This window comes from Pseudomonas sp. LSJ-87 (assembly GCF_032971465.1).
Classification (GTDB): Bacteria; Pseudomonadota; Gammaproteobacteria; order Pseudomonadales; family Pseudomonadaceae; genus Aquipseudomonas; species Aquipseudomonas putida_Z.
The window spans coordinates 71,887-90,048 of record NZ_JAWJYQ010000044.1; the positions used below are offsets into that span (position 1 = coordinate 71,887).

Genomic DNA, 18,162 nt, shown 5'->3' on the forward strand with positions numbered 1-18,162 from the left:
CTCTTCGCGGGTAAACCCGCTCCCACATGGCTCCCACCAGCCTTGAGGTTAGTGATATCCCTTTGGGAGCAACGGCCCTGCTGAAAGCCCAAGTGCGTCGCGATCCCTGTGGGAGCGGGTTCACCCGCGAAGAGGCCGGCAGCCATTCCTCGGCTGCCGGCCCCTGGCACTTATCGCCAGTCCGCCTTGTCGGCAAAGAACGCCTGCGCATTCGCCTCCAGGCTCTCCAGGTGATACCCCCCTTCCTGCACGATCAGGCACGGCAAGCGCATCGCCCGAATCCGCTCGCCCAATACCGCAAACCCTTCAGTCGTCACCGCCACCTTGCTCTGCGGGTCCAGTTCGTAGATATCGAACCCCAGCGACAACACCAGCACCTCGGCGCCAAAGTCCTTCACCGCTGCCAGCGCGATCTCCAGCTGGCCCATGAAGTCCGCTTCGCTGGCCCCATGCGCCATCGGCAAGTTGAGGTTGTACCCCTCCCCCGCACCGCTGCCACGCTCGTCCGCGAACCCGGCCACACCCGGGTAGAAGTTGGTGGGGTCGCCATGCACCGACACATACAGCACATCCCGGCGGTCGTAGAAGATTTCCTGAATCCCCTGCCCGTGGTGCATGTCGGTATCGAGGATGGCCACGCGGCTGTAGCGGCTGCGCAAGGCCTGGGCAGCGACAGCGGCGTTGTTGATGTAGCAGAAACCACCGGCCGCATCGAAGCGCGCATGGTGGCCTGGCGGCCGGCACAGGGCATAGGCCGCCGGCTCGCCGTCGAGAATGGCCTTGGCACCGGCCACTGCGCTTTGCGCAGACCAATAGGCCGAGCGCCAGGTGTGTTCGCCTACCGGGCAGCTGCCGTCAGCCAGGTAGCGCCCGGCTTGGGCGAGGATGCCGCGCAGGGCGTTGGGTTCACGCACGAAGATGTTGGACATGACCTCGTCGCCCCAGTCCTCGGGCACTTCCTTCCAGCGCGCATGGGCTTCTTCGAGGAAGGCCAGGTAGGCCTCGCCATGCACTGCCTTGAGCGGCTCGAGGCCGGCGTCCTCAGGCTGACGGATGTCGAAGCCCAGATCCTTGGCTGCCTGCAGCAGGCGCTGGGCGCGTTCGGGGACTTCCTGCGGGGTGCGCATGGCGCCGCGCGAGTAATAGCTGCGTGGGTGGTGCAGCAGTTGTTCGGGGTGGAAGTAGCAACGCATCAGGTGTCTCCTTGTTCGATACGGCCCGCGCGGGCCAGCACGGCATTGAGCAGTACATCGGCACCCTGGCGGGCGTCGTCGGGCAACACGTCTTCGGCTTCGTTGTGGCTCAAGCCGCCGACACAGGGGATGAACACCATGGCGGTCGGGCAGTAGCGGGCCAGCAGGATGGCGTCGTGGCCAGCGCCGCTGACGATCGACTGCTGGGCATAGCCCAGGCCATCCACCGCCTGCTGCACGGCGGCTACGCAATCGGCATCGAATGGTGTGGCCGGGCTTACCCAATGGCGCTCGATACGCACCTGCAACCCGCGCTGATTGGCGATGGCTTGCAGCTTCAACGTCAGGTCGCGCTCCATCGCCTCGATGGCTTCATCCCGGTGGTGACGCAAGTCGACGGTGAACTGCAGCAGCCCCGGAATGGTGTTGCGCGAGGACTTGGCGATGGACAGTTCACCCACCGTGGTCAGGCCTTCGGGGGCAAAATCGGCAGCCAGTTGCTCGACCGCCTGGATCATCCGTGCGGTGCCGTACAGGGCATCCTTGCGCAGCGGCATCGGCGTGGTACCGGCGTGTGCGGCCATGCCTTCGACCGTGACGTCGAGCCATCGGATGGCCTGCCCGCCGCTGACCACGCCAATGGCCTTGGCGTTGTCTTCAAGGATCGGGCCTTGCTCGATATGCGCCTCGAAATAGGCATCGACCTGGCCGCCCAGCGGGCGCCGGCCGGCGTAACCGGTGCGTTGCAGTTCGTCGTTGACACTGATGCCATCGGCGTCGCGAATGGCCAGCGCTTCATCCAGTGCCAGGGTGCCGGTGAACACCGCCGAGCCGAACATGGCCGGGGTGAAGCGGGCGCCCTCCTCGTTGGTCCATACGGCGATTTCCAGCGGTTTGCGCGTCTGGATGTTCAGGTCATTGAGCCGGCGCACCACTTCAAGGCCCGCCAGCACACCGTAGACGCCATCGAAACGGCCGCCCTCAGGTTGGGTGTCGAGGTGGCTGCCCATCATCACCGGCGCTGCATCGGGGTCGCTGCCAGCACGGCGAGCGAACAGGTTGCCGATGGCATCCACAGTCAGCGTCAGGCCGGCTTCGCGGCACCAGTGGCTGAACAGTTCACGGCCAGCCTTGTCCTCGTCGCTCAGGGCCAGGCGGCAGCTGCCGCCACGGGCAGTGGCACCGATTTCGGCCATGGCCATCAGGCTCGCCCACAGGCGTTCGCCATTGCTTTTCAACATGTTCGGGTACTCCAGAAAAAAGCGGTTCGATCAGGCCAGTTCCAGGCGCTGGCTACGGGCGTACTGGCGCGCCAGGGCGAGCACGCAGACCAGCGAAATAGTGGCGATCAGGGTGTAGAACACCGCCATCGGCCACCATTGGCCGGTGAAGGTGTGGGCCAGCCAGGTACCGATCAGCGGGGTCAGGCCGCCCGCGATGGCGCCGCAGATCTGGTAGGCCAGGGAAATGGCGGTGTAGCGCACGCGGGTGTCGAACATGCCGCTGACGTAGCCGGCGATCACCGCGTAGAACGACGCCATGCACGCGGCGGCCAGGGCGATGCCGAGTACGATCAACGGGCCCTGGCCCGAGCTGACCAGCACGAACATCGGGTAAGGCGAGGCCATCGCCAGCAGCGCGACCAGGGCCAGGAAGCGGGTGGCGCCGATCTTTTCCGATATCCAGGCAGCCAACGGCTGTACGCAGAACTGGATGATCGCCACGAAGAACAGGCACTCCAGGATCAACGAACGCTCCAGGTGCAACTGCTGGGTGGTGTAGCTGATCATGAAGGTGTTGGTGAAGTAGACCCCGGCAATACCCAGGGTATTGGCACCGATGCACAGCAACAGCGGGCGCCAGGCCGTGCGCAGCACTTCGAATACCGGAGCCTGCTCCTTGCGCCGGGCCTTTTCCGCCTGCTCGCGGCTGGCGATGAACTCGGGCGACTCATTCACCCCCAGGCGAATCGCCAGGCCCACCAGCAGCAACAGCGCGCTGGCCAGGAACGGCACGCGCCAACCCCAGTTCATCAGGTCTTCTTCCGGCAGGCGGGTGACCGCGCCGAAGGCCAGCAGCGACAGGATCAGGCCCGCCGGGCTGCCCAGCTGGGCGAACGAGGCGAAGAAGTTGCGCCGGCCCTTGGGTGCATGCTCACCGGCCATCAGCACCGCCCCGCCCCACTCGCCGCCCACGGCAATGCCCTGGACGATGCGCAGCAGGATCAGCAGTACCGGCGCGCTGGCGCCGATTTGTGCGTAGGTCGGCAGCAGGCCGATGCCCACGGTGACGATGCCCATCATCAGCAAGGTGATGACCAGCGACTTCTTGCGGCCGATACGGTCGCCCACATGGCCGAATACGATGCCACCCAGCGGCCTGGCGAAGAAGCCGACGGCGAAGGTGCCGAACGCTGCCATGGTGCTGAACAGGCTGTTGTCGGAGGGGAAGAACAGCGCGCCGAACACCAGGGCGGCGGCGGTAGCGTAGATGTAGAAGTCGTACCACTCGATCATGGTGCCGATGAACGCGGCGGCGGCGGCACGGCGTGGCTGGGGGGAAGCGGTGGGCTTCATGGGGGCTCCTTTGCTTGTTGTTCTGGCAGGAGTTGTTGGGGGCACGGTGGCGCTCTTGTGGCGCTTGGCCTGTTGGTCTGGCGTCAGCTTCTTCGCGGGTAAACCCGCTCCCACAGGGCTTGCACAAGGTCTGCAAGCGCTGCAGTACCTGTGGGAGCGGGTTTACCCGCGAAGAAGCCAACACCGATTCGACAGGCCTCGATATCTGCGATTTATCGGCCCGGGGCTATGATTAGTCAATTTTCTATTTATTATTTGAAATATTAGCCCTGCTTATTATCGAGCCCTGCCATGCCCGACCGTCTGCTCAACGACCGCCTCGACTGGAACCTGCTGCGCACCTTCCGGGTCATCGGCCAGGAGCTGTCCATCAGCCGCGCGGCCGCCCGCCTGCACCTCACCCAGCCGGCAGTGAGCCAGGCTCTCAAGCGCCTTGAAGAACAGCTTGGCCGCCAGCTCATCGCCCGCCGCGGGCCGCGCTTCGTGCTGACGGAAATGGGCGAGCAGCTGTTCCAGCTGGCCGGCGAGGTCTATGGGCAGATGTCGCAAATCGGCGGCTTGCTGGAGCAGCCGGCGGACGAACTGGTGGGCAAGGTACGCCTGCTGATGATCAGCCGTATCGTCAACGAACGCTTCGACGATTTCCTCGCCGACTTCCACCGCCAGCACCCGCGGGTGGAGCTGGAGATCGACGTGATGCGCAGCTCCGACATCGTCGCCGCCCTGCAGGAAAAAACCGCCACGGCGGGCCTCAGCCTGAACCGGCGTGCGCAGCCACGGCTGGAGCAGCGGTTGTTCCTGCGCCAGCGCTATGCGTTCTTCTGTGGCAAGCACCATGCCCTGTTCGGCCAGGCCGAAGGCGACCTGCAGCGGGAGAACTTCGTCAGTTTCACCAGTGACCAGATTGGCGGCATGCTGTCGCCACTGACCATTTTCCGTGACCAGCAAGGGTTTGCCGGGCGGATCGTGGCATCGTCACCAAGCCTTGAAGAAGTGCGCCGGCTGGTGATTGCCGGGTTTGGCATAGGTTGCCTGCCCGAGCATGTGGTGGCGCCGGATGTAGACGCCGGGTTGCTGTGGAAGCTGCCGCCGCAGGAAGGGATTGCCGATGTGGATATCCACCTGTTGTGGAACAGGGAGCAACGCTTCAGCCGCGCGGAAGAGGTGTTTATCGAGGCGTTGCAGCAGAGCCTTGACTGAACGCAGAGCTGGGGTCGGCGAGCACTGGACACGATAGTGGCCAATTAGTAGCATCCAGGCCAACTGAACATTACGGACAATCTCAGTCATGGATCGAGCTACCGGGGTCATTCGACGCCCCATTCATCACCCCATCCGCCCCTTGATCACCTGGGAAGAAGCATGGAAGGGGCCCGACGAGGGCTTGATCCGCTGCTGGGAGATTGGCCGAGAGCGGGCTCTGGCCCAGCCAGAACTTGCCCGGCACTGCGCCGATGGCGCACTCCCGGTGCTAGGTTGGAAAGGTGGCCATGATCGCGCTTTGAAGAAACCGATGAAGTACGGTTCGTTCAAGTACCTGGCGCAATGGCAGGGCCTTCGCGGCGAGGATCTGTTCATCGATACGCGAACAGAGCTCACCCTGACCTGTAATCACACCGGCATGCTGACAACGTTCACACCGGACCAGGAAAAATACGCCAATGCTGTGATGCTGATGGAATAGCAACGAGGAACAGGGGGATTGTGAGCGAAGCTCATTCGTAGCGCGCGGCGTTTGCAGGATGGCTACACCGCTGATGATGTTTACCGCTTCTGAGCGGATCGATACACCTCGCTACGCTCGCGCTTGCCAACCGATACCACCACTACAACGATACGCTCGTCCTCGACTCGATAGACGAGGCGATATCCAGAGGCCTTGAGCTTGATTTTGTAGTGGTTCGGCAGGTCACGCAGCGCGTCGGCCTGTACCTTGGGTGACTGCAGGCGCTCGGCGAGTTTTTTCTTGATCTGTTCGCGCACGGTGTGGCCTAGCTTGCCCCACTCTTTCAGTGCCGAAGGCAGGAATTCGAGTTTATAGGTCATCCAGGGATACCGGTACGCCTTTTTCACCCAACCTCGACTTGGCCAGTTCGCTCAATTCGAGATCTTCCAAGCGTTCCATCATGGCCTCGTACAGTTCGGCCGGCACCATGTAACCCATCACGCGGTTGTGATTGAGCACGGCGACGGGCATACCCGCAGCGCCGGTCATCACCGCGGATGGGTTCTTTTTCAGTTCCGACACGCTTACGGCCACGTCAGCGAATATGTTTTGCATGTTTACACCCTCAATAGAGAGCCATATTTTGGTCCATATATAGGACACAAACAAGTCGTCACTGCTCAAGCACAGAGGTAAGACACGACAGGCGAAATGCCGTGTTTGCGGGAGATCGCCCAGCCCTTTGAATCCAACGCGGTGCATGGCACCGGCTGCGCCGGTGTTCGCGGCTAAAGCCGCTCCCACAGGGTCCCTGCTAACTCAATGAGTCATTTGCAGTTCCATGAGGAGCGGTCGGGGTCAGGCTGTTGCCAGTGCCGGGTAGTCGGTCAGGCCATGGGCATCACCGCCAAACAGCGTGGCCCGTTCGTGCTCGGCCAAGGGTGCATCCAGTTTCAGCCGCGCCGGCAGGTCCGGGTTGGCCACGAATGGCCGGCCGAAGCCGATCAGGTCAGCCCAGCCCTCCTCCAGCGCGCGCCGTGCACGTTCGCCGGTGTATCTGCCGGCATACACCATCACCCCGGGGAACACCGCCCGCAGCTGTTGCTTGAAGTCCACCGGCATGTCCGGCGCGTCATCCCAGTCGGCTTCGGCAATGTGCAGGTAGCCGATGCCGATTTCGCCCAGGCGCTTGGCCGCTGCGGTATAGGTGGTGACCGGGTCGGCATCGACGCAGCCATTGAGCGTGGTCAGCGGCGCCAGGCGTACGCCTACGCGCTGGGCGTCGCCGGTGCCTTCGACCAGCGCACGGGTGACCTGGTCGAGGAAACGCAGGCGGTTTTCCAGCGAACCGCCGTAGCGGTCGGTGCGGTCGTTGGCGCCGGAATCGAGGAACTGATTGACCAGGTAACCGTTGGCCGCGTGCAACTCGACACCGTCAAAACCGGCCGCCATGGCATTGCGCGCAGCCTGGCGGTACTGCTCGATGATCTCGGCAATTTCCGCTTCGCTCAACGCGCGCGGCTTGGAGGCCTGGACAAAGCCTGGCGTGCCGTCGGCATTGTCGATGAACACGTTCACGCCTTCGGCCTGCATCGCCGAGGACGACACCGGTGCCTGGCCGCCGAGCAGGCTGCTGTGGCTGAGGCGACCGACGTGCCAGAGCTGGGCGAAGATGCGCCCGCCTGCGGCATGTACCGCCTCGGTGACCAGGCGCCAGCCGTCGATCTGCGCCTGGGTGTGGATACCCGGGGTGCGGGCGTAACCCTTGCCCAGTGGCGAGATCCAGGTGCCTTCACTGACGATCAGCCCGGCACTGGCGCGTTGTGCGTAGTACTCGGCCATCAGCGCGGTCGGTACATCGCCAGGCTGGGCGGCGCGGGAGCGGGTCATCGGCGGCATCAGCACGCGGTTGGGCAGGTTAAGGGCGCCGAATTGCAGGGGTTGGAACAGCGGATCTTGAGTCACTATGTGCATCTCCGTAAGGCGAATCAGGGGTCAGGCGCGGCTGACGACAGGTTGTGGCTGGGCAGGTACGCGGCGGTCGAGGCGGCCGCTGTACAGGGTCAGGGCCAGGGCACCGAGAGTGACCAGCGCGGCAATCCACGGGGTGTGGCCGAGGCCGAGTTGTTGCACTACCTGGGCACCGCCCCAGGAACCACCGGCCACACCCAGGTTGAAGGCGGCGATGTTGAAACCGGCAGCCACGTCGACTGCGTCGGGGGCGACCTTTTCCGCCTGCTGCACCACGTACACCTGCAGGCCCGGCACATTGCCGAAGGCCACCGCGCCCCAGGCCAGTACGGTGATTACCACCAGCACCGGATGCGGCGCGGTGAAGGTCAGCGCCAGCAGCACCACGGCCAGCAGCAGGAAGATGATCGACAGTGCCTTGACCGGGCCTTTGCGGTCGGCCAGGCGGCCGCCCCAGATGTTGCCCAGGGCAACCGAAACGCCGTAGGCGAGCAGCACCAGGGCGACGCTGTTGGCGCCGAAGCCGGCGATGTCCTGCAGGATCGGGGCAAGGAAGGTGAAGGCGATCAGCGAGCCGCCGTAACCCACGGCAGTCATGGCATACACCAGCAGCAGGCGCGGTTGCAGCATCACCCGCAGTTGGCGCAGCAGCGGTGCCGGCTGGCTGTGCTGGATGCGCTTGGGCACGAACAGCAGTGCGCCGAGCAGCGCCACCAGGCCGAAGGCAGCCACCACCAGGAAGGTCACGCGCCAGCCGAAGTGCTGGCCGATGAAGGTACCCAGCGGGATACCGGTGACGAAGGCCACGGTCATGCCACTGAACATGGTGGCGATGGCGCTGGCGGCCTTTTCTTTCGGCACCAGGCTGGTGGCGATGATCGAGCCGACCGAGAAGAACACCCCGTGGGCCAGGCCGGTGAGGATGCGCGCCATGATCAGCGATTCGTAGCTGGGCGCCTGCCAGGCCACCAGGTTACCGGCGGTGAACAGCGCCATCAGGCCGACCAGCAACAACTTGCGCGGGACGCGGCCGGTCATGGCGGTGAGCAGGGGCGCGCCGATGGCGACGCTGAGGGCGTAAAGGCTGACCAGCAGGCCGGCCGAAGGCAGGGTGACCGCCAGATCATTGGCGATGGTCGGGATGAGGCCGACGATCACGAATTCCGTGGTGCCGATGGCGAAGGCCGCCAGGGTCAGGGCTAACAAGGCGAGAGGCATTTGAGAATCACCTGTGGAAGGTTGGGATGGGTGAATTCTCGAGGGACGTGGGGATGGGAAAAAGGTGGGGACGGGACAATGAGTTTTGATTTGAAGGCAAAGGTTATCTTCAAGCTATTGCGAGCGGGTCAACTTTAATGTTCCAGCCTGCGCGGTCAGTTGTGGGAGCGGCCTTGTGTCGCGAAAGGGCTGCAAGGCAGCCCCAGGGGTTCAGCGCAAAGACATATATTGCTGGGGCTGCTTTGCAGCCCTTTCGCGACACAAGGCCGCTCCCACAATTGACCGCGTTCATCAACCCGACGAAGTGAACGTATGGCACGCTGGCAAGATCGAGACCGCACAAGTCATAATTGTCAATAGTTAAGTCCCAGGAGGTCTCATGCAAGATCTACGTCAGTTGCGCTACTTCGTAGCCGTCGCCGAATGCGAGAACGTCGGCCGGGCCGCCGAGCAGCTGCATATTTCCCAATCCCCCCTCAGCCGGCAGATCGCCCAGTTGGAGGACAACCTTGGCCTGGCGCTGTTCGAACGGCGCAACCAGCGACTGTACCTGACCAGGGACGGGCGCACCTTCCTGGCCGAAGCGCGCGGCCTGCTCAAGCATGCCGAGCGCCTGGAATCGCTGGGCAAGCGCCTGGGCCGTGGCGAGGAAGGCGGGCTGTGCATCGGTTACGTCAACCACGCCATCCACGCCGGCGTGCTGCCGGGCGCGGTGCGGGCGATTCGTGGCGAGCGCCCGAACATTCATATTGCGCTGTACAACATGACCCCCAACGAACAGTTCGAAGGCCTGCGTCAGCGCAGCCTGGACATTGCCCTGGTTTGCGAGCCGCCGCCAAAGAACGACCCCGACCTGCGCGGCCAGCCGGTGCTGGACGACCCATTGCTGCTGGCCATCCCGGCCGCGCACCCGCTGGCCAGCAAGGCCGAACTGACCCCCGCCGACCTGCACGAACAGGACTGGATCATCACCGGTGGCCAGCCCGACCAGGGCCACAAGCGTGACGATTTCATCGCCCGCTGTGGCGATGCCGGCTTCACCCCGCGCCTGTCGCTGGAGGCCAACGACCCGCTGAGCGTGCTCGGCCTGGTGTCCGCCGGCCTGGGCCTGGCCATGGTGCAAAGCAGCCTGTCGGCCAGCGCCGGGCCTACCGTGGTGCTGCGCCAGCTGGACTGGTTCCAGCCCAGCGAGCAGTTGTGGGCGGTCTGGCACCAGGTCGACTTGCGGCCGATCGTGGGCATTTTCCGCGAGCGGGTGCTGGCATTGGCCGAGCTAGGGCTTGATAAGTCCAACCAGGTCTGAACTCAGTCGAATTACGTCTTTTACAGTCTGACCACGCTTCACTAGGATGGCTCCTATCGATGCAACTCACCCACAGGAGCCATTCCATGAACATCGACCTCGGCGGACGCACCGCCATCATCAGCGGCTCGACCGGCGGTATTGGTCTGGCTATCGCCCGCGGCCTGGCCCGCGCCAACGCCGACGTTGTCATTGCCGGCCGCAGCCAGAAGTCGCTGGATGCCGCCCTGGCCGAACTGCGCGAGCAAGGCGGCCGTGGCCAGATCCACGGCGTGGTCGCCGACCTGGGCACCGCCGCCGGTGCCGAAACCCTGTTCGCCGCCCACCCACGGGCCGACATCCTGGTCAACAACCTGGGCATCTACGACGACGTCGACTTCTTCGACGTGGCCGACAGCGAGTGGACGCGCTTCTACGACACCAACGTGCTGAGCGGCGTGCGCCTGGCCCGCCACTATGCCCCGGGCATGGTCGAGAAAGGTTGGGGGCGGATCCTGTTCATCTCCTCGGAATCGGGCATCGCCATCCCTGCCGACATGATCAACTACGGCGTCACCAAGGCTGCCAACCTGGCGGTATCGCATGGCCTGGCCAAGCGCCTGGCCGGCACCGGGGTCACCGTGAACGCAGTGCTGCCCGGCCCGACCCTGACCGACGGCGTGGCCGCGCTGGTGGCTGATGCAGCCCAGGCGTCCGGGCGCAGCATTCGTGAAGAAGCCGACAACTTCGTGCGTACTGCTCGGCCGAGCTCGATCATCCAACGCGCCGCCGATGTCGACGAAGTCGCCCACCTGGCGGTGTACCTCGCCTCCCCTTACTCGTCCGCCACCACCGGTGCAGCGCTGCGGGTCGACGGCGGTGTAGTCGACAGCCTGGCTATCTGACTTCAACCCCGGCTACCCGTCGACCGAAGCGCTGTTCAAGGCCATGTGAATTGGGGCTGCTTTGCAGCCCATCGCAGGCAAGCCAGCTCCCACAGGTTCCGGTGGGAGCTGGCTTGCCGGCGATGGGGCGCACAGCGGCCCCGCTTTTTTGTCTTCCAGTCAAAACACCTTGCCGTCACCGCACCTGTTTCCCCTTCTTGATCCCCGCTAGCCTGCCGCCCACACCCGTCTCGAAAGGACCCGCACCATGCCAACCGATCATCAAGCCTGGGCCTGGACCCCGAACGCCGGCCTCGACGGCCTGCAACTGCTGCGTAAACCCCTGCCACAACCCGGCCCCGGTGAGGTGCTGGTGGCCAACCGCGCCATTGCCCTCAACCCGGTGGACTGGAAAATCTGCGAGTGGGGCCACCCTGCCTGGCAGCAAGGCACGGTCCCGGGCGTGGATGGCGCCGGTGTGGTAGTCGCCGTTGGCGCAGGCGTCGACATGCCTTTGGGCAGCCGCGTTGCCTACCACCAATCGCTGGCGCGTGACGGCAGCTTTGCCGAGCACTGCCTGCTGGATGCCAGCCTGGTGATGCATATCCCCAGTGCGCTCAGCGACACCGCCGCGGCCGCCGTGCCCTGCCCCGCCCTGACCGCCTGGCAGGCCCTGGCCAAGGTGCCCGAAGGTGCCAGCCGCGACGTGCTGGTGATCGGCGCCGGTGGCGCGGTGGGCTTCTACCTCGCGCAACTGGCCGCGCAACGTGGCCTGCGCGTGTGGGCCAGTGCTGGCCAACGCCACCACGCCATGCTCAAGGCCCTTGGTGTGAGCGGGGTGTTCGACTACCACGACGCCGACTGGCAGGACCAACTGCAGGCCGCCCTGGGCGAGCGCCCGCTGCATGCCCTGTTCGACACCGTCAGCGGCGCCCATGCTGGCAGCCTTGCCCACCTGCTCGGCTACAACGGCCACCTGGTGTGCATCCAGGACCGCCAGGAAACCGCGCCAACGCCCGCCTTCGGCACGGCGATCTCGCTGCATGAAGTGGCGCTCAACAGCATTCATGCCCATGGCCGGTTGGCAGATCGCCAAGCCCTGCGCGTGGCCGGTGAACGCCTGCTGCAGGCCGTCGCCGATGGCAGCCTGATCGCGCCACAGCGCCGCGAGTTCGCCTTCTCGGCACTGCCACAGGCTCTGCGGCAGCTGAAAGAGGGCCAAGGCGCAGGCAAATGGGTGACGCGCCTCGACTGAACGCCGTGTGCGAGAACTTGGATCCCATTCTGCTACAAGGTATGCTGGGCAATAGCTAAAAGCCACTACCCAGGCAGGCTTCGTGCCTGCCTTCAAGGACGAACCCTTTGCCCAGCCACCCTACCCGTCACACCATCGCCCGCCAGTGGCAGCTGCTCAAGCTGCTGCCCGGCCGCCACCCGGGGATGAGTTCCACCCAGTTGCAGGCCGCCCTGACAACCGTGGGCCATATCACCAGCAAACGCACCGTCGAACGCGACCTGGTCGAACTCGCGGCGCTGTTCCCGCTGCAGTGCAACAGCAAAGGCATGCCCTACGGCTGGTACTGGCAACCGGGCCTGAACCTGGGTGAAGCGCAGCAACTGCAGCCTGATGCGCTCACACCCCCGGAACAGGTCGAGTTGCACGCCTGGGTCGATGATGCGCTGGCCCGGCGCCTGGAAGCGGCGCCCCTGTCGGCAGATATGCAACTGACGCTGCAAGCGGACGGTGGCGCCACCCTGGTCGCCACCGTCGACGACAACCGTGCGCTGATGGGCTGGCTGCTGTCCCAGGCCGGCTCGATCCGCGTGCAGGCGCCGCAGGCGCTGCGCCAGGCCATGCTCGAGCAGTTGCGCCAGAGCCTGGCGCTGCACGCGGGTGGTTGTTGACCGGCAAGCAAAAGTCATTGTCCCCCGGGCCGCTTTTTCCCATAGCTGGCCCTGCGCAGAATCTGCTCCTGACAACGCCTCACTATCAGGAGTACCCGATGAAACGCTTCAAGCCCCTGCTGCTCGCCGTCGCCCTGGCGACCACTGCCCAGGCCACCCTGGCCGCCGACTGGCAGACCTCGCCCTACGGCAAACAGGATGAAATCGGCGCCGCCAACCTGCTCACCCCCGAAGTGGTCAAGCAGGCGGTCGGCCTGGTCAAGACCGGCAAGACCTACCCGCTGGCCGTACCGGTGAGCAAAGACCTGCCGGCCTTCCGCCACCGCAGCTTCCACCTGTACAACATCCAGCCTGGCGAGCAGGCCGGCCAGACCCTGGGCCGCAACAAGTTCAGCTTCAACGATGAACTGGTCAACGGCTGGACCGGCGTCGGTACCCAGCTCAACGGCATCGGCCACATCGGTATCGACAACGTCTACTACAACGGCAACAAGGCTGCCGATTTCGTCACGGTCGAAGGCGTGACCAAGCTGGGTGTGGAAAAAGTACCGCCAATGGTCACCCGCGGCGTGGTGCTGGACATGACCGCTCACTACGGCAAGGCCATCGTGCCGGGCGGCACCTCGTTCACCGTCGACGACATCAAGGCCGTGCTCAAGAAAGAAGGCATTACCCTGCGCAAGGGTGACGTGGTGCTGTTCAACACCGGTTGGCTGGAACTGATCGGCAAGGACAACCAGCAGTTCCTCGCCACCGAACCGGGCATCGACCTGCCGGCGGCCGAGTGGCTGGCTGACCAAGGCATTGTCGCCTTTGGTGGCGATACCTGGGCTTCGGAGGTGTACCCGAACCCGACCGGTGAAGAATTCCCGGTCAACCAGTTCATGCTGGCCAAGCGCGGCATCTACAACCTGGAGCTGATCGACACCCGCGCGCTGGTGAAGGACAAGGCGTTCGAGTTCCTGTTCGTGCTGGGCCAGCCGCTGTACAAGGGCTCGACCCAGGTGAACATCAACCCCGTGGCGATTCACTGATCGCGGCGCCTGAGGGCTGACACGGTACCTGTGGGAGCGGGTTCACCCGCGAAGAAAGCGACACGGTGCATGGCACCGGCTTCGCCGGTGTTCGCGGGCTTGCCCGCTCCCACAGGAACTGCGCATTTTCTGAACCCCACGCCAAACCTGTGGGAGCGGGTTCACCCGCGAAGAAAGCGACACGGTGCATGGCACCGGCTTCGCCGGTGTTCGCGGGCTTGCCCGCTCCCACAGGAACTGCGCATTTTCTGAACCCCACGCCAAACCTGTGGGAGCGGGCAAGCCCGCGAAGGGCCGCAAAGCGGCCCAATTTGCCTAACTGACCGGGATTAGGGTTCACCCGCTCCCACAGGGGCCTGCGTTCAGTCAGGCGATTCAGAAGGTACCGGGGAACGCCCCACCATCGATCAACAGGTTCTGCCCGGTGATGTACCCGGCATGCGCACTGCACAGGAACGCGCAGTAAGCGCCGAACTCGCCGGCACTGCCAAAGCGCGCCGCCGGGATGGCCTTGCGTCGCGACTGGGCGGTGGCTTCCACATCGCCACCTGCCGCCTTCAAGGTCTTCTGCAGGCGCGCCGTGTCGAACGCCCCAGGCAGCAAGTTATTCAGCGTCACGTTGCTGCCCGCCAGGCGCTGCTGACGGGCCAGGCCGGCGATGAAGCCGGTCAGGCCACTGCGCGCACCATTGGACAAGCCAAGAATATCGATCGGCGCCTTCACCGCGCCGGAGGTGATGTTCACCACCCGGCCGAACCCGCGCTCGGCCATGCCATCGACCACCGCCTTGATCAGCTCGATGGGGGTAAGCATGTTGGCGTCCAGTGCCTTCAGCCAGTCCTCGCGGCCCCAGTCGCGGAAGTCGCCCGGGGGCGGGCCACCGGCATTGTTGACCAGGATATCCACCTGCGGGCAGGCTGCCAGCAGCGCCTGGCGCACCTCGGCGTCGGCGACATCACCGGCCACGGTGCGCACCTCGATGCCCGGGCAGGCCGCGCGCAACTCGGCGGCGGTCTGCTCCAGGGTGGCCTGGGTGCGGGCATTGATGACCAGGTTGACGCCTTCTTTGCCCAGCGCCTCGGCGCAGCCTTTGCCTAGGCCCTGGCTGGCCGCGCAGACGATGGCCCAGCGGCCGGTAATGCCTAGATCCATTGGGTTGCTCCTTGATGCAATGCAGTTACAGGGTCACTGGATCGGCGAAAACGCGGCAGGCATCAACAGCTTCGATTCCATCCGCACCAGCATCGGGAAGGCCACGGGGATGAAGCGCTCCAGCCAGTCCGCATCGCGGTACAGGGCGGCGCGGCGCTCGATGCGGTCGTCAAGGCTCTCGTAGGCCCAGATGTGCACCACCTGGTTCAGTTCGCCAATCTCGGTGTACCACCAGCCCACCAGCTTGGCGTAGCGCGAGATCACCGGCAAGCCTTCCTTTTCGAAGTGCTCCAGGTATTGCTTCATCTTGCCGATGTGCAGGGTGTAGGTACGCATTTCATAGAACATGGTCGTGGTTCCGTAAAAGGTTCAGAGGTTGCCGTGGTAGGCGTCGGTGATCAGGCGCTCGACATCGCGCGCGGTGGTCAGGCGTGGGTTGACCAGCACGTTGCCGCTGCGCATCGAGTCGCTGACCATCTGCGGCAGGAACTCCAGGTCCACGCCCAGTTCACGGATGGTCGCGGGAATGCCGATGGCCTGGTTCAGGGCCACCACCGCATCCACCGTGTGTGCCGCGGCCTGCTCCACGCTGAGCCCGGTCACATCGGCGCCCAGGGCAATGGCGATGTCACGGAAGCGCTCCGGGCAGGCCGGCAGGTTGAACTTGATCACGTAAGGCAGCAGGGCGGCGTTGGCGATGCCATGGGGAATGTTGAACACCCCGCCGAAGGTGTGGGAAATGGCATGCACGTTGCCCAGCTTGGATTGCGAGAACGCCACCCCGGCCAGGAACGAGCCCAGCAGCATCTGCTCGCGGGCCGCCATGTCGGTGCCGACGAAATAGGTTTTTTCCAGGCTGCCGGCAATCATGCGAATGGCCTGCAGGGCCATGGCCTGGCTGATCGGGTTGGCCTGGCGCGACACATACGACTCGATGGCGTGGGTCAGGGCATCCATGCCGGTGGCGGCGGTGATGGCCGCAGGCAGCTTCAGGGTCAGTGCCGGGTCGAGGATGGCCAGGCGCGGGAACAGCCGCGGGCTGACGATCACCGTCTTGAACAGCGTGCGCTTGTTGGTGAACACGGTCGACGCCGTGCATTCGCTGCCGGTACCGGAGGTGGTCGGGATGGCGAAGATCGGCAGCGGCGGCTGGGTCAGTTTGTCGTAGCCCTCGTAGTCGAGGATGTTGCCAGGGTTGGTGGCCATCGCCGCCACGCCCTTGGCGGTGTCGATGCTGCTGCCGCCGCCCACGCCGATCACGGCGGTGCAGTTGCGCTCTTTCAGCAGCGCCACGGCAGCGTCGAGCACGTCGGTGCTGGGGTTGGCTTCAACGGCGCAGAACAGCTGGTAGTCGATGCCCACCTGCTCCAGCGAGGCGAAGAAGCCGGCCAGGATGCCAGCGTCGATCAGGCCCTGGTCGGTGACCACCAGCAGGGTGCCGTCCACGTACGGCTTGAGCAGCGCACCGGCCTGGTCGGCCAGGCCCGCGCCACATTTGGCAATGGTGGGGAAATGGAACTGGAATTGGCTCATGAGGGGTCCTCAGGCAACTGCGTTGTTCTTGTTGTGCCCGCCGTGACGCTGGCGGGCCGTGCCGGGGCAATCTAGAGCGCGGGCCAGGGCCGCCGATAATGAAAAGAGCTGATCCGCCAATAACCACTGCTTATCCCCTGCCTGGGTAATAAGCAGGCGTTATTGGCGGATCAGCTCTTTTCATTACCTGCACTGCCGGCAGCGCTCCAACAATCGGCCTGCGTAGTTGCTACGCCTCCCGATAATCACAACAACGAGCTCCTGCGATGAAGACCATCCCCTCCCCGGCCGACCTGGCGCTGCCCGCTGCGGCCCCGATGACCACGGTGCGCTGGCGCATCTTCCTGATCCTGTTGCTGCTGACCGCAATCAACTACATCGACCGCGCCTCGCTGTCGGTGGCGCTGCCGCTGATCGCCCCAGAATTCAACCTTACGCCGGCCATGGAAGGGCTGATGCTCAGTGCGTTCTTCTGGTCCTATGCCTTGATGCAGATCCCTGGCGGCATGCTGCTGGACCGCTTCCACACCCGCGGCATCATTGGCGCGGCAACCGTGGCCTGGGGCCTGTTCCAGGCACTGGGCGCGGCCTCGCACAACTGGCTGGTACTGCTGCTGACGCGTATCGGCCTGGGCGTGGCCGAGTCGCCGATCATGCCCGCCGGGGCCAAGCTCAATGGCGCCTGGCTGACGCCTAACGAACGTGGCCGTGGCGCGGTGCTGGTGGATGGCGGCGCGCCGCTGGGCAGCGCCCTGGGGGCGATCCTGATTTCCGGGCTGATTGCCTGGCTGGGTTCGTGGCGGTTGGCCTTCGTGGTGGCCGGGGTCGGCACCGTATTGGCCGGCATCCTGGCGTGGAAGTACATCCGCAACCACCCCAGCGAGCACCCGGGGGTCAACGAGGCCGAACTGCGCCACATCACCGAAGGCAACGCCAGCGCCCATGCCGCGGCAGCCAAGGCCAGGCTGCCGCTGCGCGAGCTGCTCAAGGACCGTTCGATCTTTGCCATGTTCGCCGGCTACAGCTGCATCCTGGCAGTGTTCTACGGCCTGCTGACCTGGATGCCGAGCTACCTGCACAAGGCCCACGGCCTGAACATCTCGGCCATGGGTGGGGCGACCTTCCTGATCTTCATGTGCGGGTTTGTCGGCGAACTGATCGGCGGCTGGATCGGTGACCGCTGGAGGGCCAGCGGTGCCTCGCCGAACCTGGTGATGCGCACCATGTTCAGCGGTTCGGCGCTGGTGGCGGCGCTGTGCATCCTGGCGGCAGCCTATGTGGGCGAGACCGTCGCGGTGATCAGCCTGCTGTGCGTGGCGATGTTCTTCATCCGTTGGTGCGGGATGTACTGGTGCCTGCCGGCGATCATCGGCGGGCCGTCGCGCACCGGCGTGCTGGGTGGCACCATGAACTTCTGCGGCAACATGGCCGGGGTGCTGGTGCCGATCGTGATCGGGCTGATCGTGCAGTTCACCGGGGATTACTTCTTTGCGCTGATCTTCTTTGTGGTGGCTGCGGTGTTGATTGCGGTGTTTTCCAGCTTGATCGATTACCGCGAGCGGCAGTTCTGAGATCGAGATTGCGAGATCCCTGTGTGGCTTCAGCCGCGAACACCGGCGTAGCCGGTGCCATCCACCGCGTCGCCTGCTTCGCGGGTGAACCCGCTCCCACAGGTACGGCGCAGGCTTCGGACTCACGTTGTACCTGTGGGAGCGGCCGTGGCCGCGAACACCGGCGCAGCCGGTGCC

18 protein-coding genes are annotated in these 18,162 nt (G+C 64.8%); 8 read left to right on the top strand and 10 right to left on the bottom strand.

The window, feature by feature from the left end; all coding sequences use genetic code 11:
* Positions 1 to 170: 170 nt before the first annotated feature.
* From RYH74_RS22165 to RYH74_RS22175, 3 genes are read right to left on the bottom strand one after another with little or no spacing between them, the layout of a single operon-like run.
* On the bottom strand, positions 171 to 1,193 hold the full coding sequence (locus tag RYH74_RS22165) for a histone deacetylase family protein (protein ID WP_013972048.1): 1,023 nt from the start codon (positions 1,191 to 1,193) through the stop codon (positions 171 to 173).
* A complete protein-coding gene (locus RYH74_RS22170) occupies positions 1,193 to 2,434 on the bottom strand; it encodes a Zn-dependent hydrolase (protein WP_317410137.1) in 1,242 nt (413 codons plus the stop codon). Before RYH74_RS22170 ends, RYH74_RS22165 begins: the two co-directional genes overlap by 1 nt.
* A gap of 30 nt (positions 2,435 to 2,464) precedes the next feature.
* A complete protein-coding gene (locus RYH74_RS22175) occupies positions 2,465 to 3,769 on the bottom strand; it encodes an MFS transporter (protein ID WP_317410138.1) in 1,305 nt (434 codons plus the stop codon).
* 291 nt (positions 3,770 to 4,060) lie between these two features.
* Here RYH74_RS22175 and RYH74_RS22180 point away from each other — a divergent pair, with 291 nt between their 5' ends.
* Together RYH74_RS22180 and RYH74_RS22185 are read left to right on the top strand one after the other, a co-directional pair.
* Complete coding sequence (locus RYH74_RS22180) at positions 4,061 to 4,969, top strand: LysR family transcriptional regulator (RefSeq protein WP_075044797.1); 909 nt, start codon at positions 4,061 to 4,063, stop codon at positions 4,967 to 4,969.
* An 88-nt stretch (positions 4,970 to 5,057) separates the two neighbouring features.
* Positions 5,058 to 5,453 carry a hypothetical protein gene (locus RYH74_RS22185; RefSeq protein WP_023662326.1) on the top strand — a complete coding sequence of 132 codons (396 nt, stop codon included), beginning with the start codon at positions 5,058 to 5,060 and terminating at the stop codon, positions 5,451 to 5,453.
* Between the two features lie 80 nt (positions 5,454 to 5,533).
* Here RYH74_RS22185 and RYH74_RS22190 read toward each other — a convergent pair whose 3' ends face one another.
* The 4 genes from RYH74_RS22190 to RYH74_RS22205 form a co-directional block, all read right to left on the bottom strand.
* Positions 5,534 to 5,815: a type II toxin-antitoxin system RelE family toxin gene (locus RYH74_RS22190; RefSeq protein WP_003259987.1), complete on the bottom strand. Its 282-nt coding sequence runs from the start codon at positions 5,813 to 5,815 to the stop codon at positions 5,534 to 5,536.
* On the bottom strand, positions 5,805 to 6,050 hold the full coding sequence (locus RYH74_RS22195; protein WP_013972043.1) for a type II toxin-antitoxin system Phd/YefM family antitoxin: 246 nt from the start codon (positions 6,048 to 6,050) through the stop codon (positions 5,805 to 5,807). The genes RYH74_RS22190 and RYH74_RS22195 overlap by 11 nt, the downstream gene beginning before the upstream one ends.
* Before the next feature lie 243 nt (positions 6,051 to 6,293).
* Positions 6,294 to 7,409: an alkene reductase gene (locus tag RYH74_RS22200; protein WP_317410139.1), complete on the bottom strand. Its 1,116-nt coding sequence runs from the start codon at positions 7,407 to 7,409 to the stop codon at positions 6,294 to 6,296.
* 21 nt (positions 7,410 to 7,430) lie between these two features.
* Positions 7,431 to 8,624: an MFS transporter gene (locus tag RYH74_RS22205; protein ID WP_025338595.1), complete on the bottom strand. Its 1,194-nt coding sequence runs from the start codon at positions 8,622 to 8,624 to the stop codon at positions 7,431 to 7,433.
* 379 nt (positions 8,625 to 9,003) lie between these two features.
* Here RYH74_RS22205 and RYH74_RS22210 point away from each other — a divergent pair, with 379 nt between their 5' ends.
* The 5 genes from RYH74_RS22210 (at position 9,004) to RYH74_RS22230 (ending at position 13,729) form a co-directional block, all read left to right on the top strand.
* Positions 9,004 to 9,927: a LysR family transcriptional regulator gene (locus RYH74_RS22210; RefSeq protein ID WP_317410140.1), complete on the top strand. Its 924-nt coding sequence runs from the start codon at positions 9,004 to 9,006 to the stop codon at positions 9,925 to 9,927.
* An 86-nt stretch (positions 9,928 to 10,013) separates the two neighbouring features.
* Positions 10,014 to 10,811 (top strand): SDR family NAD(P)-dependent oxidoreductase, encoded by a 798-nt coding sequence (locus RYH74_RS22215; protein ID WP_025338593.1) that lies wholly within the window; start codon positions 10,014 to 10,016, stop codon positions 10,809 to 10,811.
* Between the two features lie 247 nt (positions 10,812 to 11,058).
* A complete protein-coding gene (locus RYH74_RS22220; protein WP_317410141.1) occupies positions 11,059 to 12,045 on the top strand; it encodes a zinc-binding dehydrogenase in 987 nt (328 codons plus the stop codon).
* A 107-nt stretch (positions 12,046 to 12,152) separates the two neighbouring features.
* Positions 12,153 to 12,695 (top strand): WYL domain-containing protein, encoded by a 543-nt coding sequence (locus RYH74_RS22225; protein ID WP_075044791.1) that lies wholly within the window; start codon positions 12,153 to 12,155, stop codon positions 12,693 to 12,695.
* A gap of 98 nt (positions 12,696 to 12,793) precedes the next feature.
* Positions 12,794 to 13,729, top strand: a complete 936-nt coding sequence (locus tag RYH74_RS22230) for a cyclase family protein (protein ID WP_025338590.1) — start codon at positions 12,794 to 12,796, stop codon at positions 13,727 to 13,729.
* A 375-nt stretch (positions 13,730 to 14,104) separates the two neighbouring features.
* Here the strand turns inward: RYH74_RS22230 and RYH74_RS22235 are convergent, their stop codons facing one another.
* From RYH74_RS22235 to RYH74_RS22245, 3 genes are read right to left on the bottom strand one after another with little or no spacing between them, the layout of a single operon-like run.
* Entirely contained in the window at positions 14,105 to 14,881 is a 777-nt protein-coding gene (locus RYH74_RS22235) for an SDR family oxidoreductase (RefSeq protein ID WP_025338589.1), read from the bottom strand.
* A gap of 33 nt (positions 14,882 to 14,914) precedes the next feature.
* Positions 14,915 to 15,229, bottom strand: a complete 315-nt coding sequence (locus tag RYH74_RS22240; RefSeq protein WP_013972037.1) for an NIPSNAP family protein — start codon at positions 15,227 to 15,229, stop codon at positions 14,915 to 14,917.
* A gap of 21 nt (positions 15,230 to 15,250) precedes the next feature.
* Positions 15,251 to 16,414 carry an iron-containing alcohol dehydrogenase gene (locus RYH74_RS22245; RefSeq protein ID WP_317410142.1) on the bottom strand — a complete coding sequence of 388 codons (1,164 nt, stop codon included), beginning with the start codon at positions 16,412 to 16,414 and terminating at the stop codon, positions 15,251 to 15,253.
* Between the two features lie 266 nt (positions 16,415 to 16,680).
* Here RYH74_RS22245 and RYH74_RS22250 point away from each other — a divergent pair, with 266 nt between their 5' ends.
* Positions 16,681 to 17,985, top strand: coding sequence for an MFS transporter (locus tag RYH74_RS22250; RefSeq protein ID WP_075044788.1), 1,305 nt, complete (start codon positions 16,681 to 16,683; stop codon positions 17,983 to 17,985).
* Positions 17,986 to 18,162: the final 177 nt, after the last annotated feature.